Origin of the sequence: Lactiplantibacillus plajomi, assembly GCF_005405405.1 — a bacterium.
Lineage (GTDB): Bacteria > Bacillota > Bacilli > Lactobacillales > Lactobacillaceae > Lactiplantibacillus > Lactiplantibacillus plajomi.
On sequence record NZ_BJDZ01000027.1, the window covers coordinates 19,521 to 38,995 of the forward strand.

16 protein-coding genes are annotated in these 19,475 nt (G+C 48.6%); 14 read left to right on the plus strand and 2 right to left on the minus strand.

Annotation, left to right across the window (positions count from 1 at the left end; genetic code table 11):
* Positions 1–13: 13 nt before the first annotated feature.
* From opp3b to FFM82_RS10650, 5 genes are all read left to right on the plus strand, one after another.
* Positions 14–943, plus strand: a complete 930-nt coding sequence (opp3b, locus tag FFM82_RS10630) for an oligopeptide ABC transporter permease (protein ID WP_137645802.1) — start codon at positions 14–16, stop codon at positions 941–943.
* Positions 944–946: 3 nt separating this feature from the next.
* Positions 947–1,981 (plus strand): ABC transporter permease, encoded by a 1,035-nt coding sequence (locus tag FFM82_RS10635; protein ID WP_137645803.1) that lies wholly within the window; start codon positions 947–949, stop codon positions 1,979–1,981.
* Positions 1,982–1,996: 15 nt separating this feature from the next.
* The gene (locus tag FFM82_RS10640) at positions 1,997–3,076 is read left to right on the plus strand and encodes an ABC transporter ATP-binding protein (RefSeq protein ID WP_137645816.1); all 1,080 of its coding nucleotides are present in this window, start codon (positions 1,997–1,999) and stop codon (positions 3,074–3,076) included.
* Positions 3,077–3,082: 6 nt separating this feature from the next.
* Positions 3,083–4,039: an ABC transporter ATP-binding protein gene (locus tag FFM82_RS10645; RefSeq protein ID WP_137645804.1), complete on the plus strand. Its 957-nt coding sequence runs from the start codon at positions 3,083–3,085 to the stop codon at positions 4,037–4,039.
* A gap of 321 nt (positions 4,040–4,360) precedes the next feature.
* The gene (locus tag FFM82_RS10650; RefSeq protein ID WP_137645805.1) at positions 4,361–4,750 is read left to right on the plus strand and encodes a MarR family winged helix-turn-helix transcriptional regulator; all 390 of its coding nucleotides are present in this window, start codon (positions 4,361–4,363) and stop codon (positions 4,748–4,750) included.
* Between the two features lie 95 nt (positions 4,751–4,845).
* Here FFM82_RS10650 and FFM82_RS10655 read toward each other — a convergent pair whose 3' ends face one another.
* Positions 4,846–7,080, minus strand: coding sequence for an ATP-dependent Clp protease ATP-binding subunit (locus FFM82_RS10655; protein WP_137645806.1), 2,235 nt, complete (start codon positions 7,078–7,080; stop codon positions 4,846–4,848).
* Between the two features lie 497 nt (positions 7,081–7,577).
* On the opposite strand from FFM82_RS10655, the gene ykzS reads away from it, so the two are divergent.
* The 7 genes from ykzS (at position 7,578) to FFM82_RS10690 (ending at position 14,696) form a co-directional block, all read left to right on the plus strand.
* Positions 7,578–7,775: a protein YkzS gene (ykzS, locus tag FFM82_RS10660; RefSeq protein ID WP_137645807.1), complete on the plus strand. Its 198-nt coding sequence runs from the start codon at positions 7,578–7,580 to the stop codon at positions 7,773–7,775.
* A gap of 148 nt (positions 7,776–7,923) precedes the next feature.
* Positions 7,924–8,190, plus strand: coding sequence for a phosphocarrier protein HPr (locus FFM82_RS10665; protein ID WP_057705283.1), 267 nt, complete (start codon positions 7,924–7,926; stop codon positions 8,188–8,190).
* Positions 8,190–9,917: a phosphoenolpyruvate--protein phosphotransferase gene (gene ptsP, locus FFM82_RS10670; protein WP_137645808.1), complete on the plus strand. Its 1,728-nt coding sequence runs from the start codon at positions 8,190–8,192 to the stop codon at positions 9,915–9,917. The genes FFM82_RS10665 and ptsP overlap by 1 nt, the downstream gene beginning before the upstream one ends.
* A 238-nt stretch (positions 9,918–10,155) precedes the next feature.
* Positions 10,156–11,334: a glycosyltransferase family 4 protein gene (locus FFM82_RS10675; protein ID WP_137645809.1), complete on the plus strand. Its 1,179-nt coding sequence runs from the start codon at positions 10,156–10,158 to the stop codon at positions 11,332–11,334.
* An 11-nt stretch (positions 11,335–11,345) separates the two neighbouring features.
* On the plus strand, positions 11,346–12,368 hold the full coding sequence (locus FFM82_RS10680) for a glycosyltransferase family 4 protein (RefSeq protein ID WP_137645810.1): 1,023 nt from the start codon (positions 11,346–11,348) through the stop codon (positions 12,366–12,368).
* A gap of 4 nt (positions 12,369–12,372) precedes the next feature.
* Entirely contained in the window at positions 12,373–13,416 is a 1,044-nt protein-coding gene (locus tag FFM82_RS10685; RefSeq protein WP_137645811.1) for a lysylphosphatidylglycerol synthase transmembrane domain-containing protein, read from the plus strand.
* A gap of 32 nt (positions 13,417–13,448) precedes the next feature.
* Positions 13,449–14,696, plus strand: coding sequence for a D-alanyl-D-alanine carboxypeptidase family protein (locus FFM82_RS10690; RefSeq protein WP_137645812.1), 1,248 nt, complete (start codon positions 13,449–13,451; stop codon positions 14,694–14,696).
* Positions 14,697–14,767: 71 nt separating this feature from the next.
* Here the strand turns inward: FFM82_RS10690 and FFM82_RS10695 are convergent, their stop codons facing one another.
* On the minus strand, positions 14,768–15,955 hold the full coding sequence (locus FFM82_RS10695; RefSeq protein ID WP_137645813.1) for a pyridoxal phosphate-dependent aminotransferase: 1,188 nt from the start codon (positions 15,953–15,955) through the stop codon (positions 14,768–14,770).
* Between the two features lie 371 nt (positions 15,956–16,326).
* Between FFM82_RS10695 and FFM82_RS10700 the strand changes: the two genes are divergently transcribed.
* Both FFM82_RS10700 and FFM82_RS10705 read left to right on the plus strand, forming a co-directional pair.
* The gene (locus FFM82_RS10700; protein ID WP_137645814.1) at positions 16,327–16,563 is read left to right on the plus strand and encodes a YkuJ family protein; all 237 of its coding nucleotides are present in this window, start codon (positions 16,327–16,329) and stop codon (positions 16,561–16,563) included.
* Positions 16,564–16,718: 155 nt separating this feature from the next.
* The gene (locus FFM82_RS10705) at positions 16,719–18,824 is read left to right on the plus strand and encodes an LTA synthase family protein (protein WP_137645815.1); all 2,106 of its coding nucleotides are present in this window, start codon (positions 16,719–16,721) and stop codon (positions 18,822–18,824) included.
* The last annotated feature ends 651 nt before the right edge of the window (positions 18,825–19,475 follow it).

A 19,475-nucleotide genomic window follows, 5' to 3' on the forward strand; every position in this document is an offset into this window, starting at 1 on the left:
GCGAGGAATTCTAATGAGAAAATATCTTTTAAAGCGGATATTTTACTTGTTCCTGACATTATTCATTGTGGCGACCGCCACGTTCTTCTTGATGAAACTAATGCCCGGGACGCCGCTTCAAAACGAAGCCAAGCTGACGCCGAGTGAGCGAGCTGCCATTTTGGCACAGTACGGCTTGGATAAGCCGGTTTGGCTCCAATACTTCATCTACATCGGCGGCATTTTCAAAGGGAGCTTGGGACTATCCTTCCAATTTTCCGACCAAGCCGTTAGCTACTTAATCGGTAGCCGGATGGGACCGTCGATGCAATTAGGTGGTCAGGCGCTAGTTGTCGGGATCATCTTCGGGATTATCCTGGGGGCCATCGGGGCAATCCGCAAGGACACTTGGGCCGACCGGTTGGCAACCATCCTGTCGATTCTCGGCATCGCGGTGCCAAGTTTCGTTTTGGCGATCTTACTCCAGTACTACCTGGGCTTAAAGACCGGCTGGTTCCCAGTTGCCGGTTGGGAAGGGTTCGCCTACACGATCTTACCAACGTTGGCCTTAGCCGCTAGTCCGTTAGCCGAAACGGCCCGCTTCATCCGGACCGACATGGTGGACGTGCTGAGTTCGGACTACATCGAACTGGCCCGCGCCAAGGGACTTTCGAAGTTCGGCATCGTTTACCACCACGCTTTGCGGAATAGCTTGATCCCAATGGTCACCCTGATTGGTCCGCTGGCCGCGGCCTTGATGACCGGTTCGATGGTTGTTGAAAATATTTTCTCGGTACCCGGGATTGGGGAACAATTCGTTAAATCAATCTTAGTTAACGACTACCCAACCATCATGGGGGTAACGATTTTCTACTCCGCACTGTTATGCTTACTATTATTATTGACCGACATTGTCTACGGAATTATTGATCCGCGGATTCGTTTAAGTGGAAATGGGGACTAGTTAATGGCAGATAATCCAAAAGATATCGCAATCAAACCCGGCGACTTCGAGCCGTTAGATCAGCAAGCGGGTCCCGACAATGAACGAATTGCCGCCCCGTCACTGACTTTCGGCCAGGACGTTTGGCGCCGGTTAAAGTCAAATAAGACGGCCTTTACCAGTTTCATCATCCTTGTGCTGATGTTTCTAGTGGCCTTCGGGGGCCAGGCCGTTTATCATCATGACCCGAATGCCCAACAACCGAAGTACGCTAACTTACCACCAAAAATTAAGGGCGTTGACCTGTACGGCTTTAACGGCCACCTCAAGCAATCTGGTAAGGACGTCGACGCCTACGCCGCGGCTGGTGCCGGTAAGGACGTGCATTACGTCCTCGGGACCGATTACTTGGGTCGTGATTTGTTAGCGCGAATCATGTACGGGACGCGGATTTCACTTGAAATTGCGCTGATTGCCACCTTGATTGACTTGACGATCGGGGTCGGGTTCGGGATCATATCCGGTTGGAAAGGTGGGCGAGTCGATTTATTCATGCAACGTGTGATTGAAATCCTCTCGTCCATTCCACAACTGGTTGTCATGGTGCTGATGGCCACGGCCTTCACGAAGACCGGGATGGCTTCAATCATCGCCGCCATCGCGATTACCGGGTGGACGACGATGGCACGGCTGACCCGGGCGCAGACCCTGCAGCTGAAAAACCAGGACTTTATTTTAGCGGCCCGGACGCTGGGTGAATCTGCACCGAAGATTGCTTGGAAACACTTGTTACCTAACCTCTCAAGTGTCATCATCATTCAAACGATGTTCACGATTCCAAGTGCGATCTTCTTCGAAGCGTTCTTAAGTTATATCGGGATTGGGATTAGTTCACCACAGGCTTCGTTAGGGACGTTGATTTCCGACGGGCAAAAGAACTTCCAATTCTTACCGTACCAGATGTGGTACCCGGCAATCGTATTGATCGTATTGATGTTAGCCTTCAACCTCTTAGGTGATGGGATGCGCGATGCGTTTGATCCGAAGTCCAAACGTTAGGAGGGTGGCAAATTGATGAAAAATCCAGAAAATATTATTGAAGTTCGTGATTTGGAAATTAATTTCCACACCTACGCGGGCGAAGTTAAGGCCATTCGCGACGTTAGTTTTGACCTCCGTAAGGGTGAAACTTTGGCCATCGTGGGTGAGTCCGGTTCCGGTAAGTCGGTGACGACCCGGTCGTTAATGGGCTTATTGGCGCCAAACGCCGAAATTAAAAAGGGCTCGATCATGTTCCACGGCGAAGACATCATTAAAAAGTCGGAAAAGGACATGCAACACATTCGTGGGAAGGATATCGCGATGATTTTCCAAGATCCGATGACCTCGCTGGACCCGACGATGCGGATTGGGATGCAAATTGCCGAACCGTTAATGAAGCATAAGGGCTTAAAGAAAAAGGAAGCCATTGCGCAAGCCTTGGAAATGTTGAAGTTAGTTGGGATTACCGATCCGGAAGGCCGGATCAACGACTACCCGTACCAATTTTCTGGTGGGATGCGCCAACGGATCGTGATTGCGATTGCGTTAGTGTGCTACCCGGAAGTTCTGATCGCCGATGAACCAACCACCGCGTTGGACGTAACGATTCAGGCCCAGATTTTGGACCTGATGAAGGACTTGCAAAATCGGATTGATACCTCGATCATCTTTATCACCCACGACTTAGGGGTGGTTGCCGGGATGGCCGACCGGGTTGCCGTGATGTACGCCGGTAAAATTGTGGAATACGGGACGGTCGATGAAATCTTCTTCAACCCGCAACACCCGTATACTTGGGGCTTACTGAACTCCATGCCGACCTTGGACACGGCCAGTGGTTCGTTACGGGCGATTCCCGGAACGCCCCCCGACTTATTGGATCCACCGGTTGGTGACGCGTTTGCGGCTCGTAGTGACTACGCAATGAAAATCGATACGGAGAAGGAACCGCCGTTCTTTAAGGTTTCCGACACCCACTACGCCGCGACCTGGTTATTGCATCCGGACGCACCGAAAGTGACGCCCCCCGCTGAAATCGTGCGGCGGCAAAAGAAGTTCGCAGCGATGCAAAAGCCGAAAGCGCCAATTTCAAATTCTGACTCAAAGGAGTGATGACACATGCCTGATGCACGTAAGAAAATTTTAGAAGTCCATCATTTAAAGCAGTACTTTAACGTTGGCAAGCGCGATGAAGTTCGGGCCGTTGACGACGTCTCCTTTGACATTTACGAAGGCGAAACCTTTGGCCTAGTTGGTGAATCCGGTTCGGGGAAGACTACCGCCGGACGGGCCATCATTCACTTATACGAACCAACTTCCGGTGAAATCATTTTTAATGGTCAGGACGTGTCCAAGTTGCATACCAAGAAGCAAATGCACGCGTTCCGCCGTCAGATTCAAATGATTTTCCAAGACCCGTACGCGTCGTTGAATCCGCGGATGAAGGTCAAGGATATTGTTGCCGAAGGAATTGATATCCATGGGTTGGCCAAGGACGATGCTGACCGGACGAAACAGGTTGAGGACTTACTGGAAACGGTTGGCTTGAATAAGGACCACTCCAGTCGCTACCCCCACGAATTCTCTGGTGGGCAACGGCAACGGATCGGGATCGCCCGGGCCTTAGCAGTGGAACCTAAGTTCATCATCGCTGATGAACCGATCTCCGCCCTGGACGTTTCGATTCAGGCCCAAGTGGTCAACCTGCTGAAGGAGTTGCAGGTCAAGCAGAACTTAACCTACCTGTTCATTGCCCACGACTTATCCATGGTCAAGTACATCAGTGACCGGATCGGTGTCATGCATTACGGTAAGATTTTGGAAATCGGGCCGGCGGATGAAGTTTATAACCACCCGCTGCACGCCTACACCAAGAGCTTGATTTCGGCCGTACCGGTTCCGGACCCGGAATTTGAACGGAACCGAATTCAAGTACCGTATGATGAATCACGGGAAAAGGATGATAAGAAGCGCCGGATGGTTGAAATTGCTCCCGGTCACTTTATCCGGGCCAGCGAAGACGAAGTTGCCATGTACACGCAACGCGCCGTCGATGCCGGCTTGATTAACGGTTAATAGAAAACAAAACTAGCTCAGCCTTGAAACGGATGTTTCGGGGTTGAGCTTTTTTGTGCTAGGGGCGCGCGGGGTTAACCGTATGAAAACGATTAAAAAAGTGCTGACTAGGGGTAAACATTAATTGTATAAATATTGTGTTTGTGTAATAATTATATTGCTAGTGAAGTTAGCTAACCGGACCAATCATTTGGTTAAATCAATGGTTTGGTTACGTTGACCAGTTGATACGGTTAGTGGATAACTTCAACTGGGTACGGCGGTCCCACCGTTTGGCAGAGGGGTCACCTTACTGAAGCTTAACGGAAAGGATGTATTCGTATGCAACAACCAATTAATTATATTTTGGATATCATGCATTTAGAACGGGACCTCAAGTCGTTAACGACCAAGTGGGCCAAGGCAACCGGTTTGAAGTTGAACGAACTGCGCATTTTAGTTTACGTTCAACAGCACCCCGGTGTCCAGATTGGCGAAGTCGCTAACGCGTTAACGGTTGCTAAGGCTTCGTTGGCACAAAACATTGGTGCGTTGATCGATAACGGCTGGTTAATGAGCCAACCGATTCAAGAAGACCGGCGCTTGCGGGTGTTGACGCTGACGCAGAAGGGCACTGAATGGATGAAGCGGGTTGATAACCAATTAGAAGCATCGTTAGCCACGCCTTCAGCTCATAACCTCGCGAACCGCTTAAATAGCTTACAAGTCTAACTGTGACCCGTAACGGGGTCCGGGTAAAAAAGCGACAAAAAATGGTGGGACCACCGCTTTATCAGCGGGTGGTCTCACCATTTTTTTAGCTGCTGTTATTCAGTTGTATCGGAATTGCTTTCGGCTTTCAACGTAATTTTACCGTCTTCGACCTTGGCAACCATGTTCTTAACGTCGCCGTGATCCAGGTAGAAGTCGGCGATGCGGTCTTCAATCTGTTCTTGAATGACCCGCCGAAGTGGCCGCGCACCCATTTCTGGATTGTAGCCGAGGTCGACCAGTTTTTCTTCCACTGGTTCGGTTACGTGAACGTGTAAGCCCTGGTTAGCCAACATGGCGTTGACGTCACCAATCATCAAGTCAACGATCTTCATCAAGTTGGCCTTGGATAAGGCGTTGAACTGGATGATGTCGTCAAAACGGTTGAGGAATTCCGGCTTGAAGTAGTCGGTCAGCCGCGAGGTGATGTCGTGGGTCTTGCCTTCAGCAGCGGCCCCGAAACCAACGTTAGCTTCACTGTCGCCGGTCCCGGCGTTTGACGTCATGATAATGATCGTATCCTTGAAGCTGACGGTGCGACCTTGTGAATCGGTCAGGCGCCCATCGTCAAGAATTTGTAGGAACATGTGCATGACGTCCGGATGGGCCTTTTCGATTTCATCTAATAAGACCAGGCTATAAGGGTGGCGGCGAACTTTTTCAGTCAGTTGACCGGCTTCCTCGTAGCCGACGTAGCCAGGCGGTGACCCGATCAATTTGGCCACTGAGTGCGGTTCCATGTATTCACTCATGTCAAAGCGAATCATGGCGTCCTCGGAACCAAAGAGTTCCTTAGCCAGTTGCTTAGCTAGTTCTGTTTTACCGACCCCGGTCGGGCCAACGAACATGAACGAACCGATTGGCCGGCCAGTTCCGTTCAGACCGATGCGGTTCCGGCGAATGGCCCGCGCGACCGCTTCAACGGCCTGGTTCTGACCAATAACGTGACTTTCAAGGTCGGGGGCCAAGGTCTTCATCTGAGCTTGTTCCTTCGCTTGCAAATCACCAACCGGAATGTTGGTCTTTTCTTCGACGATTTGTTGCATGTCTTCAACCGTAACGGTGGCCGTGTCAGCCGCTTGGTTACCCGAATTTTCATCCGGTTTAGCTTTTTCTAACTTCGCCACTTGGTCGCGGTAGTAGGCGGCCTTTTCGTAGTCTTCCTTTTTAAGGGCGTCCTGTTTTTGCTGTTCAGCCGCGTCGATTTTTTCCTGAATCGTCTTTGGATCAACGGTCTTTAAGGTCAGGTTCTTACGTGAGCCGGCCTCATCCAATAGGTCAATCGCCTTGTCAGGAAGGAAGCGGTCTTGGATGTAACGGTTCGACAGGGTGACCGCCGCGTCGATTGCGTCGGCATTGTACTTCACGTGGTGATAATCCTCATATTTCTTTTGAATACCCTTGAGAATCTTAATTGATTCTTCCACGCTCGGTTCGTTGACAGTTACCGGTTGGAACCGCCGAGCGAGGGCCGCGTCTTTTTCAATGTCGCGGTATTCGTTTAAGGTCGTCGCACCGACGAGTTGGAAATCACCACGGGCGAGGGCTGGCTTTAAGACGTTACCGGCGTCCATGCCACCCTCGGCGTTACCAGCACCCATAATTTCGTGAATTTCATCAATGAAAAGCACGATGTTCGGGTTCGATTGAACCTCTTTCATCAATTGTTGCATCCGTTGTTCGAATTGCCCGCGGATCCCGGTTCCTTGAACTAGGGAAGCCACGTCTAAACGGATAATTTCTTTATTTAATAGTTTCTGCGGAACTTCGCCCGAAACGATCTTTTGAGCTAAGCCTTCCACGACCGCCGTTTTACCAACCCCGGCTTCACCAATCAAAACCGGATTGTTCTTCGTCCGCCGGTTCAAGATTTCGATGACCCGGTTGATTTCGTTGTCGCGGCCGATAACGGGGTCGATCTTGCCTTGCTTGGCTTGTTGCGTCAAGTTGTAGCCGTATTGACCGAGTAAGCCACCGCCGCGATTACCACGGCGATTGCCGCCCCCGTTAGGACCAGCAGGTTGGGTCGGTGGCGTTTGTTGCTGTTGCCGGTAAGCGTCGTCTGGGTTGACGCCGCCACCTTGCATCGCACGGAAAATGTCGTCCAGTCCGCCGAAACCGAATGGATCTTGTGCCATATTAGTACCTCCAACGCCATTATTTGGTTGCTGTTCCTGATTCTTGAGCAGTTGATAGCAATTTTGGCAAAGGTTGATTTGTCGCCGCTGACCGTTGACGTTCGTATAGAGATGAATCGTCGCTTCGTTCTTATGGCAATTGTCACAAAGCATTATGCTGTCACACACCTTTCGCATCAGAAATATAACTAAATCGATTAGGAAATTAGTTAAAGGTTCAAAAGCTCTTTGACCTTTGTTGACCTTTGACTATTAGTATAGCGATTTTAACCCTGGTTGCAAGTTAAAAGTCTCAGCGTGGGTGAGCACTTAACTTAGTAACCAATTCAACCGTTACCATTAACGGTTTAGCCATTTCCGAGAAGTTCGGCTAGCCGCGGCGGATAGCTTGTCAGCAACCGGGATTAGTTGTATATTAAAACTCTAGTCGCGTCCGGTACCCGCCGTGCCGTCTGTCTATATTATAGTACAAAGCGGTGTTTTTGCATGGCAAAGGACTGACCAGTTTTGATGTTAAAAGGGGTCATCAGCGCTGAAAGCGCACGGTTATGACCTTGGCAGCACACCAAGTCGTTGAGCGAACGAACGGCTTGAAATGAAATTATTAATAGTTAGTCGCAATAAATTACGCTGGTGAAGGAGGCGACAGTTTGGCACCCGACTATTCACAGTTAATGGAAGACTTACGAACGGGCAAGCGCGAGAGCTTTAGCGTCGACCCGGAAAATTTCATGGCGTTTCACGATGCGTACATGGCCTACGAATACCGCAAACGAATTATTGGTATGGCGGATCTGGACGGCCACGTCGTTTACCATTTTGATAAGGATGATAAGGCTACCAATTAATGGGTTCGGCTCGAATGAAAGGGCTTGTATTTTAATTGGATAATTGCTATCATCTATTAGTAAGGGCCTCTAGAGGAGACGTGTTGGCGGCAACTCGAATCGCTCGGGCCAATTTTAAACTTTACATCTTGAAGGAGATCGAATAGTTATGGAAAAGAAAGAATTTCACGTAATCGCAGACACAGGTATCCACGCACGTCCCGCAACTTTGTTGGTACAATCAGCAAGTAAGTTCAATTCCGAAATTACGTTGCAATACCAAGACAAGTCAGTTAACTTGAAGTCAATCATGGGGGTTATGTCCCTTGGTGTTGGTAAAGATGCTGACGTGACGATTTCTGCCGAAGGTGCCGACGAAGCCGACGCCATCGCTGCTTTAGCTGAAACTATGAAGAAAGAAGGCTTATCTGAATAATGGCTGAAAAGGTACTGAAAGGAATCGCTGCCAGTGATGGTATCGCGATTGCTAAGGCCTATATGCTAGTTGATCCAGATTTGTCATTCGAAAAGACGACGGTTGCCAACGTTGACGCCGAAGTCAAACGGTTACACGACGCTTTTGATGCTTCCAAGGCTGAACTGCAAGTCATTAAAGACAAAGCAGTTGAAAACTTGGGTGAAGAAGAAGCGGAAGTCTTTGAAGCTCACATTACGATCTTGTCCGACCCAGAAATGTTGGGCCAAATCGAGACGAAGATTAAGGATGATAAAGTCAACGCCGAAGAAGCCTTGAAGGAAGTTACCGATACTTTCATTTCAATGTTCGAAGCAATGACGGATAATGCATATATGCAAGAACGTGCGGGTGATATTCGTGACGTCACGAAGCGGGTGATGAGTCACTTGCTTGGTGTAACGTTGCCAAGTCCTGCACTTATCAACTCCGAAGTTGTCGTGGTTGCCCACGACTTAACGCCTAGTGATACGGCACAACTTGATCGTAAGTACGTTAAGGGATTCATTACCGACATTGGTGGTCGGACGAGTCATTCCGCCATCATGTCACGGACCCTTGAAATTCCTGCGGTTGTTGGGTCTGAAACCGCTACGACTGACATTGCTGAAGGCGACACAATCGTCCTAGACGGGATCAATGGTTCTGCCTTGGTCAAGCCTAGCGATGCCGAAAAGGCGGACTACCAACAAAAGGCCAAGGACTTCGTTGAACAAAAAGCAGAATGGGCGAAGTTAAAGAACGAAGCGACCGTTTCTAAAGATGGTAAGCACTTCGAACTTGCTTCTAACATTGGGACGCCTGACGATATGCAAGGGGTCTTGGATGCTGGTTCCGAAGCCATCGGGTTATTCCGTTCCGAATTCCTTTACATGAATAGTGCGGAATTACCGGACGAAGATACTCAATTCGAAGCCTACAAGAAGGTTGTCGAAGGCATGCAAGGTAAGCCAGTGATTGTTCGGACCATGGATATTGGTGGCGACAAGCACTTGCCTTACTTACCATTACCTGACGAAATGAACCCGTTCTTAGGTTACCGGGCGATCCGGATTTCGCTTGATCGCGATGACATTTTCCGGACACAATTACGGGCCTTATTACGGGCGTCACACTACGGTCAATTGCGGATTATGTTCCCAATGATCGCCACCTTGGACGAGTTCCGTCAAGCTAAGCACATCTTCGAAGAAGAAAAAGCGAAGTTGGTTGCGGCCGGTACGCCGGTTGCGGACGACATTAAGCTTGGGATCATGATTGAAATTCCAGCCGCGGCTATTTTAGCCGACCAATTTGCTAAGGAAGTTGACTTCTTTAGTATTGGGACCAACGACTTGATTCAATACTCCTTCGCGGCCGATCGTGGTAACGAACACGTTTCCTACTTGTATCAACCATACAACCCATCGTTGTTACGCTTGATCAAGCACGTGATCGATGCCGCCCATGCTAACGGTAAGTTTACCGGGATGTGTGGGGAAGTTGCTGGGGACCAAATCGCCGTGCCATTATTAATGGGCTTAGGTTTGGATGAATTCTCAATGAGTGCAACCTCCGTCTTGAAGACGCGTTCCTTAATGAAGAAGATCGACACGACGGAAATGGCTAAGTTAGCTGACAAGGCTATCAACGAATGTGTCACTAACGAAGAAGTTAAAGAATTAGTTGAAAAGAACGTTTTTAATTAATTCATCAAAATTAAAGCCTGGTTACGCGTTAGCGTGCTAGGCTTTTTTTGGTGGTTAAAAACGGGGCGCCGTGTTCATCATCATTTTGCCACGAACCCTTAATTTCCATTAAGATTATTTGCAACTATCATAGCGAACCAATATAATTGTTATAATTAGGCATTAACGGAACGTGCGCATTTGCGCGAGATACGCCGGTTCAACACCACTGGCTTAGAAACTAAGGGGGAGACATGTCGTGAACATCGGGATATTTACAGATACCTATTATCCACAGGTGAGTGGGGTTGCCACGTCGATTAAGGTGCTGCGCAATCAACTGGAACGTGCGGGTCACCAGGTGTATATCTTTACAACGACCGATCCCCACGTTGATAAGAATATTTATGAGCGGAACATTTTTCGTTTTACGAGTATTCCGTTCGTCTCGTTTACGGATCGGCGGATCGCCATTCGGGGGCTATTTAAGGCCTACCAAGTGGCGAAGGACTTGGGGTTAGACATTGTCCATACCCAAACCGAATTTTCAATGGGGATGATTGGTAAGTTCGTGGCCAAGCAGTTGAAGATTCCTTGCATCCATACGTACCACACGATGTATGAGGACTACTTACACTACATTGCTAATGGCAAACTGTTGAAGCCGTACCACGTCAAGGAGGCCACCCGGGCTTATTGTTACCATCTAAACGGTATTGTAGCACCAAGTCACCGGGTTTCTAAGACCTTGAAGGGTTACGGCGTTAAGGCGCCGATTCGGATCATCCCAACCGGGATCGACGTAAACCAGTACGAACAGACACCGACTACCGATTACCGTGAACAGTTGGGCTACGCAGCCGACACGCCGGTTTTGCTGTCGCTGAGTCGGTTAGCTTATGAAAAGAACATTCACGAGGTCATCGCGGCCTTGCCCGCCATTATCGACCAGGTTCCCGCGACCCAGTTACTGATTGTTGGCGATGGCCCGGCCCGTGAAACGCTGGAAAATCAGGTCAAGGACGCGGGCTTAAGTGACCACGTCCAGTTTACCGGTGAAATCGATAACGATGAAGTTTATAACTATTATCAAATGGCCGACCTGTTTGTTTCGGCTTCGCATTCCGAATCACAAGGGTTGACTTACATTGAAGCCATGGCGGCCGGGTTAAAAAACGTCGTGGCGGCCGGACCGTATACCGACCAGCTACTAGACGACCCGTCGTTAGGAACGACTTTTACGACTAAGGCGGGGTTGGTCAAAGACGTGGTCCGCTACCTGCAGCACCCGCATACTTTTGATGATCCGAAGCCCCGCCAAAAGAAGTTATACCAGATTTCAGCGGAGTACTTCGGTAAGCGGGTGATCAATTATTATCAGGATGTCCAGCTGGCCTATTCGGAAACGGCTGACAAGTCGGCGGATATCAGCAATTAAGGGGACGAATTATGTTAAACATTACCATGTTTTCGAAGGCTGACTCGGTTAAGGGTCAGGGGGTCGGCAGTGCTTACCTCGAACTAATGCGGTTATTAAAGACCCATTGGCACGACGAGTTCAACGTTAAAGTCAATCGTTACGGTCGCTCGGCCATTTCACACTACCATACGGTTAACCCGCAATTCTATTTGTCAACGTTCATGCCGAACCGCGGTCGAAAAATTGGTTACGTTCACTTCTTACCCGAAACCTTGGAAGGAAGCTTGAAATTGCCACGGCCGTTTCAAGCCGTCTTTAACCATTACTTGATCTCGTTTTACAAACGAATGGATCACATCGTCGTGGTTAACCCGACCTTTATTCCAAAATTGGCGGCGTACGGGATTCCCGCAAAGGACGTCACCTACATCCCGAACTTCGTTAGTAAGCGGGAGTTTTATGAGATGACTGCTAGTAAGCGGGAACGGCTGCGCCGCCAGTACGGCTACGCGACTGACCGGTTTACGATTATCGGGACCGGTCAGATTCAGGATCGTAAGGGCGTGCCGGACTTTATCAAGTTAGCTCGTCAAAACCCGGATATCCAGTTCATCTGGGCCGGGGGCTTTTCGTTTGGCCGGATTACGGACGGCTATCAGCAGCTTAAGGAAGTCGTTGATAATCCACCGGCTAACTTGTCATTTCCGGGAATCGTTGACCGTGAAAAGTTAGTTGACTACTATAATATGGCGGATTTATTTTTATTGCCATCGTATAACGAACTGTTTCCAATGTCGGTGCTTGAAGCCTTTAGTTGCGGAACACCGGTCCTTTTGCGTGACTTGGACCTGTACCGGGCAATTATCGACGGCTACTACCAAGCGGCTACCGACGTTGACGACATGCAACGGCAAATTGACTATTTGCGGCAAACGCCAGCTGCGTTAGTTGCGTTACAGGAACAAGCACGTCACGCCGCGAAGGATTATTCGGAAGAACGGTTGGCCCAAATTTGGCATGCGTTTTATTTAGACCAAGCCGAGAAGGGGTAACGCCATGTCACGAAAAAACATTTGGTCGTTACTAATCATGGTTGCGCTAGGCGTTGGGATTTCGTGGTATTCACTACGAAACGTTAAGTTGGCGAACTTGATGAACGACATTTATACGCTTAACTGGTGGTGGTTACTAGTTGCGTTAGGCTGTATGGGGCTGTATTTCGGTTTTGAAGCCATCGTTGTACAAAAGTTTGTTCGTCACCGGTACCGCAAGTATTCGTTACGGAGTGCGTTGCGGGTACCGCTTGCAGAACAGTTATTTAACGGGATCACGCCGTTTGCGTCGGGGGGACAGCCCGCGCAGATTTTTGTAATGGCCCAATCCGGCATTGACGTTGGCCGAGCTAGTTCGGTTGCGTTGATGAAATTCGTGGTGTTTCAAGCGATGGTCGTTTTGAATTTTCTGGTGGCGATGATCATTGGGTTCCAATACTTAGCAAGCAAGCTTAGTTACTTATCGCTGTATGTCCTACTAGGTTTTCTCTTTCACTTTGCGGTGATTGTTGGATTATTATTGGTGATGTATTGGTATAATTTTACGAAACGGGCGGTCCGAATCGTGTTGATTCCGGTCGGTTGGTTCTTAAAGCCGGCTAAGTTCGCTGCGTTACAAACGAGTATTAACCACAAAATTGATTCGTTTTACGAAGAAAGTGTGCGGATGACCCGCGACTGGCGCATGTTATTGGAAGTGTGCTTGTTAACGTTCTTCCAACTGTTCTTCTATTACATGATTCCGTATTTTATTATGCGGGCCATGGGGTATCACGGCATCAGTCTGATCATGGTGACCAGTCTGAACGTTTTGATTTTTTTGGTGACGTCGCTTTTTCCGATTCCTGGCGGTGCCGGCGGGGCGGAGTTTGGCTTCACGGAGCTGTTCGCGAAGTTTATCCCGAGCCATAGTAAACTGATTTTAGCCATGTTGATTTGGCGCATTTTAACGTATTACCTGGGTTTATTCTTAGGAATGATCGCCATGGCAATGCGGCCGGAAAAGGTCGAAGAGATTCCGATTGCGGAACGGCCTGATCAGGCTTAAAACATATCTTATAGTTAACAGGGGAAGGTTTCATGGAAGTCAAAAGACAAATCAAGTTCGGTGGGCAACTGGTCGCCTTAGCGCTGGTCCTCATCGGCGGGTTGGCCTTACCACAACGGGGATTGGCTGCTAAAAAGGCCGACCAGGTCAAGGCGGCCTACGTGGTGGATGCTAAATCCGGGCAGGCGGTGTACGCCCAAAATGCGGATGAGAAGTTACCGATTGCGTCACTCAGTAAGTTGATGACGTTATACCTAGTCGAGCAGGCCATTGAACAGAAGAAAATCAGTTGGGATGACCAGGTGCCGATTGCTAAAAACGTGCGCAAAATGGCAACTAGCGCCACGTTATCGGTGATGCCGATGCCCGCTAAGGAGAAGTTTACCGTCCGCGAGTTATTTGAAGCGACGTTGGTCGGCTCTTCGAATAGCGGCGCAATCGCCTTAGGGGAATACGTTGCGGGGAGTAACGCGGCCTTTATTAAGCGGATGAACGCGCAGGCGCACAAGTGGCGGCTCGCCGCGACGTTTGTCAGTGCGTCCGGATTGGACAACACCGACCTAGTTAACTACGATCTGAATTTAAAGGGAACTAGTGATCAGGCTCAGAACATGGTGTCGGCCAAGGCCATCACCACCGTCGCCCGCCACCTGATTGACAAGTATCCGCACGTAATCACGATTGCGAACCAGCAAAAAGTGAAGATTCATAAGTATACGGTGCCGACGTCGGTCCAAATCATTAAGGGCCAAAAGTTTTACGATCCGCGGGTGCCCGCGGACGGCTTAAAAACTGGTTATACGAACCAAGCCGGGGCGTGCCTGGTTGCGACCTTCAAGCAAAATGGCCGCCGGATGATTGCCACGACCCTCGGTGCGGAATGGAAGTTCACGGCGAACCAAAATATTCGGTTAATGCTGAAAGGTCAGGAACACTACCGTTCGGTGGTACCGAAAACAATCGATTACCAAATTCCGGGGACGAAAAACAAGGTTCGTTTGGTCACTAATAATCGAACCACGATGTGGGAAAACCAACGGCAACCGATGACGGTGACCCGCGAAGCCGTGTGGCCGTTGCGAGCGACCCAACCAAACTACTTAGCGGCTAAGACGGCAGTCTTAAAGCTGCACCTAACGAACCCGCAGTCTGGTGAGACCAAGACAGTGACTTACCGGACGCCGGCTGCACAAACGCTCCTCGGCCCGATTACCTGGGCGATGACAACACCGAAAGCAACGGCCGAATCGTTGAGCGCCGCCTTCGCGTTCGCAAACTAACGATTAAATAAAAACAGGGCGTCAGTTTTAAAAACTGACGCCCTGTTTTTAGGCTTTGTCGCTACGACGGACTAGTTTGTCCGGTTAGCGGGATCCTGCATGTAGGCGGTTAGGCGCGCCATCGCTTTTTGTAGCTTTTCCATGCTAGCTGCGTAGCTGAGCCGGATGTAACCTTCACCCTCGGAACCGAAACCAGTTCCGGGAATGATTGCGAGCTTATTCTTATGGGCAAGGTCCTTGCAAAAGGCCATCGAGTCCTGATTGAAGCCGGTCGGAATCTTCGCAAAGATGTAGAAAGCGCCGGTCGGACGGGCAATCTTGAAGCCCAGATCCGCCATCGTTTTGTAAACGAAGTCGCGCCGGGCTTGGTATTCTTCGCGCATTGGGATGGCATCGTCAATCCCGTTGGTCAGCGCTTCGATGCCGGCTTTTTGGGCGATCGTCGTTGCGGCGGTGACGTAGTACTGGTGAACTTTTTTCATTTGGGCAGTCATTTCTTTGGAAGCAAACAAGAAGCCAATTCGCCAACCAGTCATCGCGTGTGATTTGGATAAGCCGCTGATCAGAACGACTTCATCGGGGATGAACTTGGCAATTGAAACGTGGGTGCTACCGTAAGTTAGTTCACTGTACACTTCGTCGGACACGACCCAAAGGTTATGGCGCTTAAAGCAAGCGGCCAGCGCCTTGATTTCGTCTTCAACGTAGGTGACCCCGGTTGGGTTGTTCGGATAATTCATAATAATTCCCTTAAAGTTGGCCTCGGGGTGGGCGGCGATGAAATCGTCGACCATTTTTGGCGTGATCACGAAGTCGTTAATACCGGTGTCCATGAAGAGCGGCGTTGCCCGGGCTTCCTGAATAATCGGAATGTAGGCCGGGAAGATCGGTGAGGGTACAATGATCGCGTCGCCGGGGTTGCAAATCGTCGTTAACGCGGTCGCAATCGCTTCGGTCGCACCGACCGTCACTAAGACCTGGTCTTCGGCGTCATAGTGCAGACCGTACTTCTTTTCCTGAAAGTGGGCGGCGGCTTGGCGTAGTTCTAAAAGCCCGGCCATACCGGTGTAGTGCGACCAATTGTCGTCAATGGCTTGCTTAGCCGCGGTCTTCACGTGTTCGGGCGTGTTGAAATCTGGTTCGCCCAGCGTTAATTTGACCATGTCGGGGATGGCACTGACTTCTTCGTCGAACTGACGGATGGTTGAAACCTGAATCTGGCTGATCGTATCGTTTAAATCTTCACGAAATAAGGACATTGCGGACACTCCTTTTAATTTATAAGTTGTTCTAATTTTAGCACAACTTCTCACCGGTTCCTCAGTCAGTTGGAGTATAATTATAACTATGAGTAGTACGGGCGTTCTATGAGCGCCGTAGAAGCGGTTAACCAGTCTGTTAGCCGGGCGAAAGATTAGAAAACGCACCAACAAATATTGTAATAACCGGGTGATGATTGTTATAATTCTAAGGTTCGGGTTCCGCGCCGGTTTGGTAGCGACCCCCGTACTCACTGACTGGTGAGGGCCGGTAGTTATGCACGCGCTGGGACGCTTTTGCCGAAAAAACGTGTTATTACTTGGTTTTTTTGCTAGAATAAAAACAAAACTTAAGGAGCGAGATTGATATAATGGAAAAATCTGAACTATCTGCAATTCTCAAACGACTGGAAGCTATGCGGGCGACTGAAAGCACTGAAGTCCAGTCCCGACGCTTTGAAAAGGAAGGCGTTGAACGCGGTCAAGTTGCCTTCGATCCCGCCACTTCAACGTACACCTTACAGGAATTCAACCCTGACCAAACCTTTGAATTTGATAATATCGATTTGGTGGCCATTGAATTGTACGATTTATTAACTGACAACTAAGATTCCCCCAAACTGAAGAATGATTTTCGATGGATCCATATTATGACCGTGCTGATTGTTGAAGAATTTTTGAAGATACTTTCAAGAGATTGCGAACACCTAGCCGACCGTTATAATATGGATTTGTTACTAGTAATGACGGAGGAAGAATTACAATGCCCAAATTTTTAAAAAACGCGGTCGGGAAAGTCAATACGACCCTCGGCTTTTTCACCCTGACCGTCGTCTTATTTTGGCTAAAGACATACATTGCGTATAAGACGGAATTTACGTTGGGAGTTAAAGGCGCGGTTCAGGAGTTCCTATTGATCCTGAACCCGTTCCCAACGGCAATCGTATTACTCGGAATTGCGCTGTATTTCCGGGGACGGTTGAAATACTGGCTGTTAATGACGCTGGATGCCATCCAGACGACCTGGTTATTTGCCAACATTTTGTATTACCGGGAATTCTCGGACTTTATGTCGGCCGGCGTGATCAAGAGTTCTGGTGCGGCTAGCAATAATCTAGGGACGAGTTTGGGACAAATTATCCACTGGACCGACTTCCTAGTTTACGCGGACGTCCTGCTACTGATCCTGTTACTGGCGTTTAAAGTCATTCGGATTGATCCACGACCGTTTAAGGTGCGCTACGCGGCGACGTTAACGATGATTGGGGTCGCGCTGTTTGCCGTTGACCTGGGGATGTCGGAACACGACCGCTCAGACTTGTTAACGCGGACGTTTGATAATAATTACATTGTGAAGTACCTCGGGTTGAACACTTACGCGGGTTATAGTTTCTATCAGACGGAAAAGGAAAGTGCCACTCGGGCCCAGGCCAGCAGTAGTGATATGAAGAGTGTCTTGGCCTATTTGAAGAAAAATCAGGCGGATGAGAACATTAAGTACTTTGGTAAGGCCAAGGGTAAGAACGTGTTCGTTATTCACTTGGAAAGTTTCCAGCAGTTTATGATCGATTACAAGTCGGATGGCAAAGAAGTTACGCCAACGCTGAATAAGTTTTATCATGATAAACACACGTTGAGCTTTGATAATTTCTATCATCAAGTTGCGCAGGGGAAGACCTCGGATGCGGAAATGATGATGGAAAACTCGTTGTTCGGTTTACCGACCGGATCAGCGATGACCCAGTACGGGACGTCGAATACGTTCCAAGCAGCGCCAGCTATCTTAGCGCAAAAGGGTTACACCACGGCAGCCTTCCACGGGGACGTGGCTAGTTTCTGGAACCGGGACAACGCTTATAAGTCGTGGGGCTACAATTACTTCTTCTATTCGGCTTACTATAAAGAGAAGGCCAACTATACGATTGGTTACGGGTTGAAGGATAAGATTTTCTTTAAGGACTCCGTGAAGTATATCGAACAGTTACCACAGCCGTTCTACGCTAAGCTGATCACGCTGACCAACCACTACCCGTATACGCTGGATAAAGAAAACCAAACGATTGCGAAGACTAAGACTGGCGATTCGACAGTTGACGGTTACGTTCAGACGGCCCGTTACCTTGACCAATCCTTTGCTGAGTTTGTTAGCTATCTGAAGAAGGCCGGTTTGTATAAGAATAGTATGCTGGTCTTATACGGGGACCACTACGGGATTTCGAATAATCACCGTTCAGCCATTGCCCAGTTGTTAGGGAAGAAGTCGGTCAATAACGCCGACTTGGCCCAGTTCCAAAAGGTGCCGTTCATGATTCACGCGGATGGCATCGAGGGGGGCGTTAACCACACGTATGGTGGTGAAATCGACGCCTTACCAACCATTTTTGACTTGTTAGGTATTAAGAATAAGGGTTACGTCCAATTTGGGACCGATTTACTGTCCAAGGACCATAACCAAACGGTAGCCTTCCGGAATGGTGACTTTGTTTCACCACAGTACACCAAGGTGGGCAGTACCGTTTACGATACGAAGACGAGTCAAAAACTTGAAAATATGACGGCTAAGCAAAAGGAAACCATTAAACAGATGCAAAACCACGTGACGACCCAGTTATCATTGTCCGATCGGGTTATTCAGGGTGACCTGTTACGGTTCTACACACCGAAGGGCTTCAAGAAGGTGAACGTTGCTGACTACAGCTATAAAGTCAATAAGACGCTCGAATCTTTGAAAGACGTGCAAGCGCAGAAGAAGACGAGTTTATTGCATCAGCGGAAAGGGAAGACGTCAGAAGGCTTGTATAAGACGGATGCGCCGGAACTAACGGATGATAGTAGTAGTGAGAGCAGTTCGAGCTCAAGTGCAGAATAGGTAAGTTCTAGGTATTACAGTTAAAGTGGCACCAGCAGTTGTTGATCAATAACTGCTGGTGCCACTTTTTTGTTTGGTTTTACCATTATGCACTGCGGAGTATAGCGTATTCATTTTGCCAAGCAGTGGCGTTTTGGGTGTTATTAGGTTGTTGAATTGAAAAAATAGTGAAATTAAGGCTTGTAATTCTAACTTGAAACCCGTAGAATATAGTCTATTGCGGTAATCAGGCAGCCAAAAAAGTTTTTTGAAATTAATTGAGAAAAAAGCTTGACCGATGTTCTGATTATTGATATTATATTTCTTGTCGTTAAGCGCGACATGCAACAATACTCATTATTATGAATACAATGGTCGATGTGAAACGTTACATTGAATGTTTATTCAAAATAATTTATAAAAAGTTGTTGACATGTTCGATTAATGATGATAAACTTAAATAGTTGCGTTGAGGTAATCAACTTAACGAATTAGACCTTTGAAAACTGAACAAAGTTTCGACGAATCAAATGTGTAGGGTCTCTTGATCTTGAATCAAGAGCAAACATTTGCGAAGTCAATTCGCTAGCAAATAAATTTTTGAACAACTTTAAATGAGCTTTTTAGAACTCATCATTAATTTGAGAGTTTGATCCTGGCTCAGGACGAACG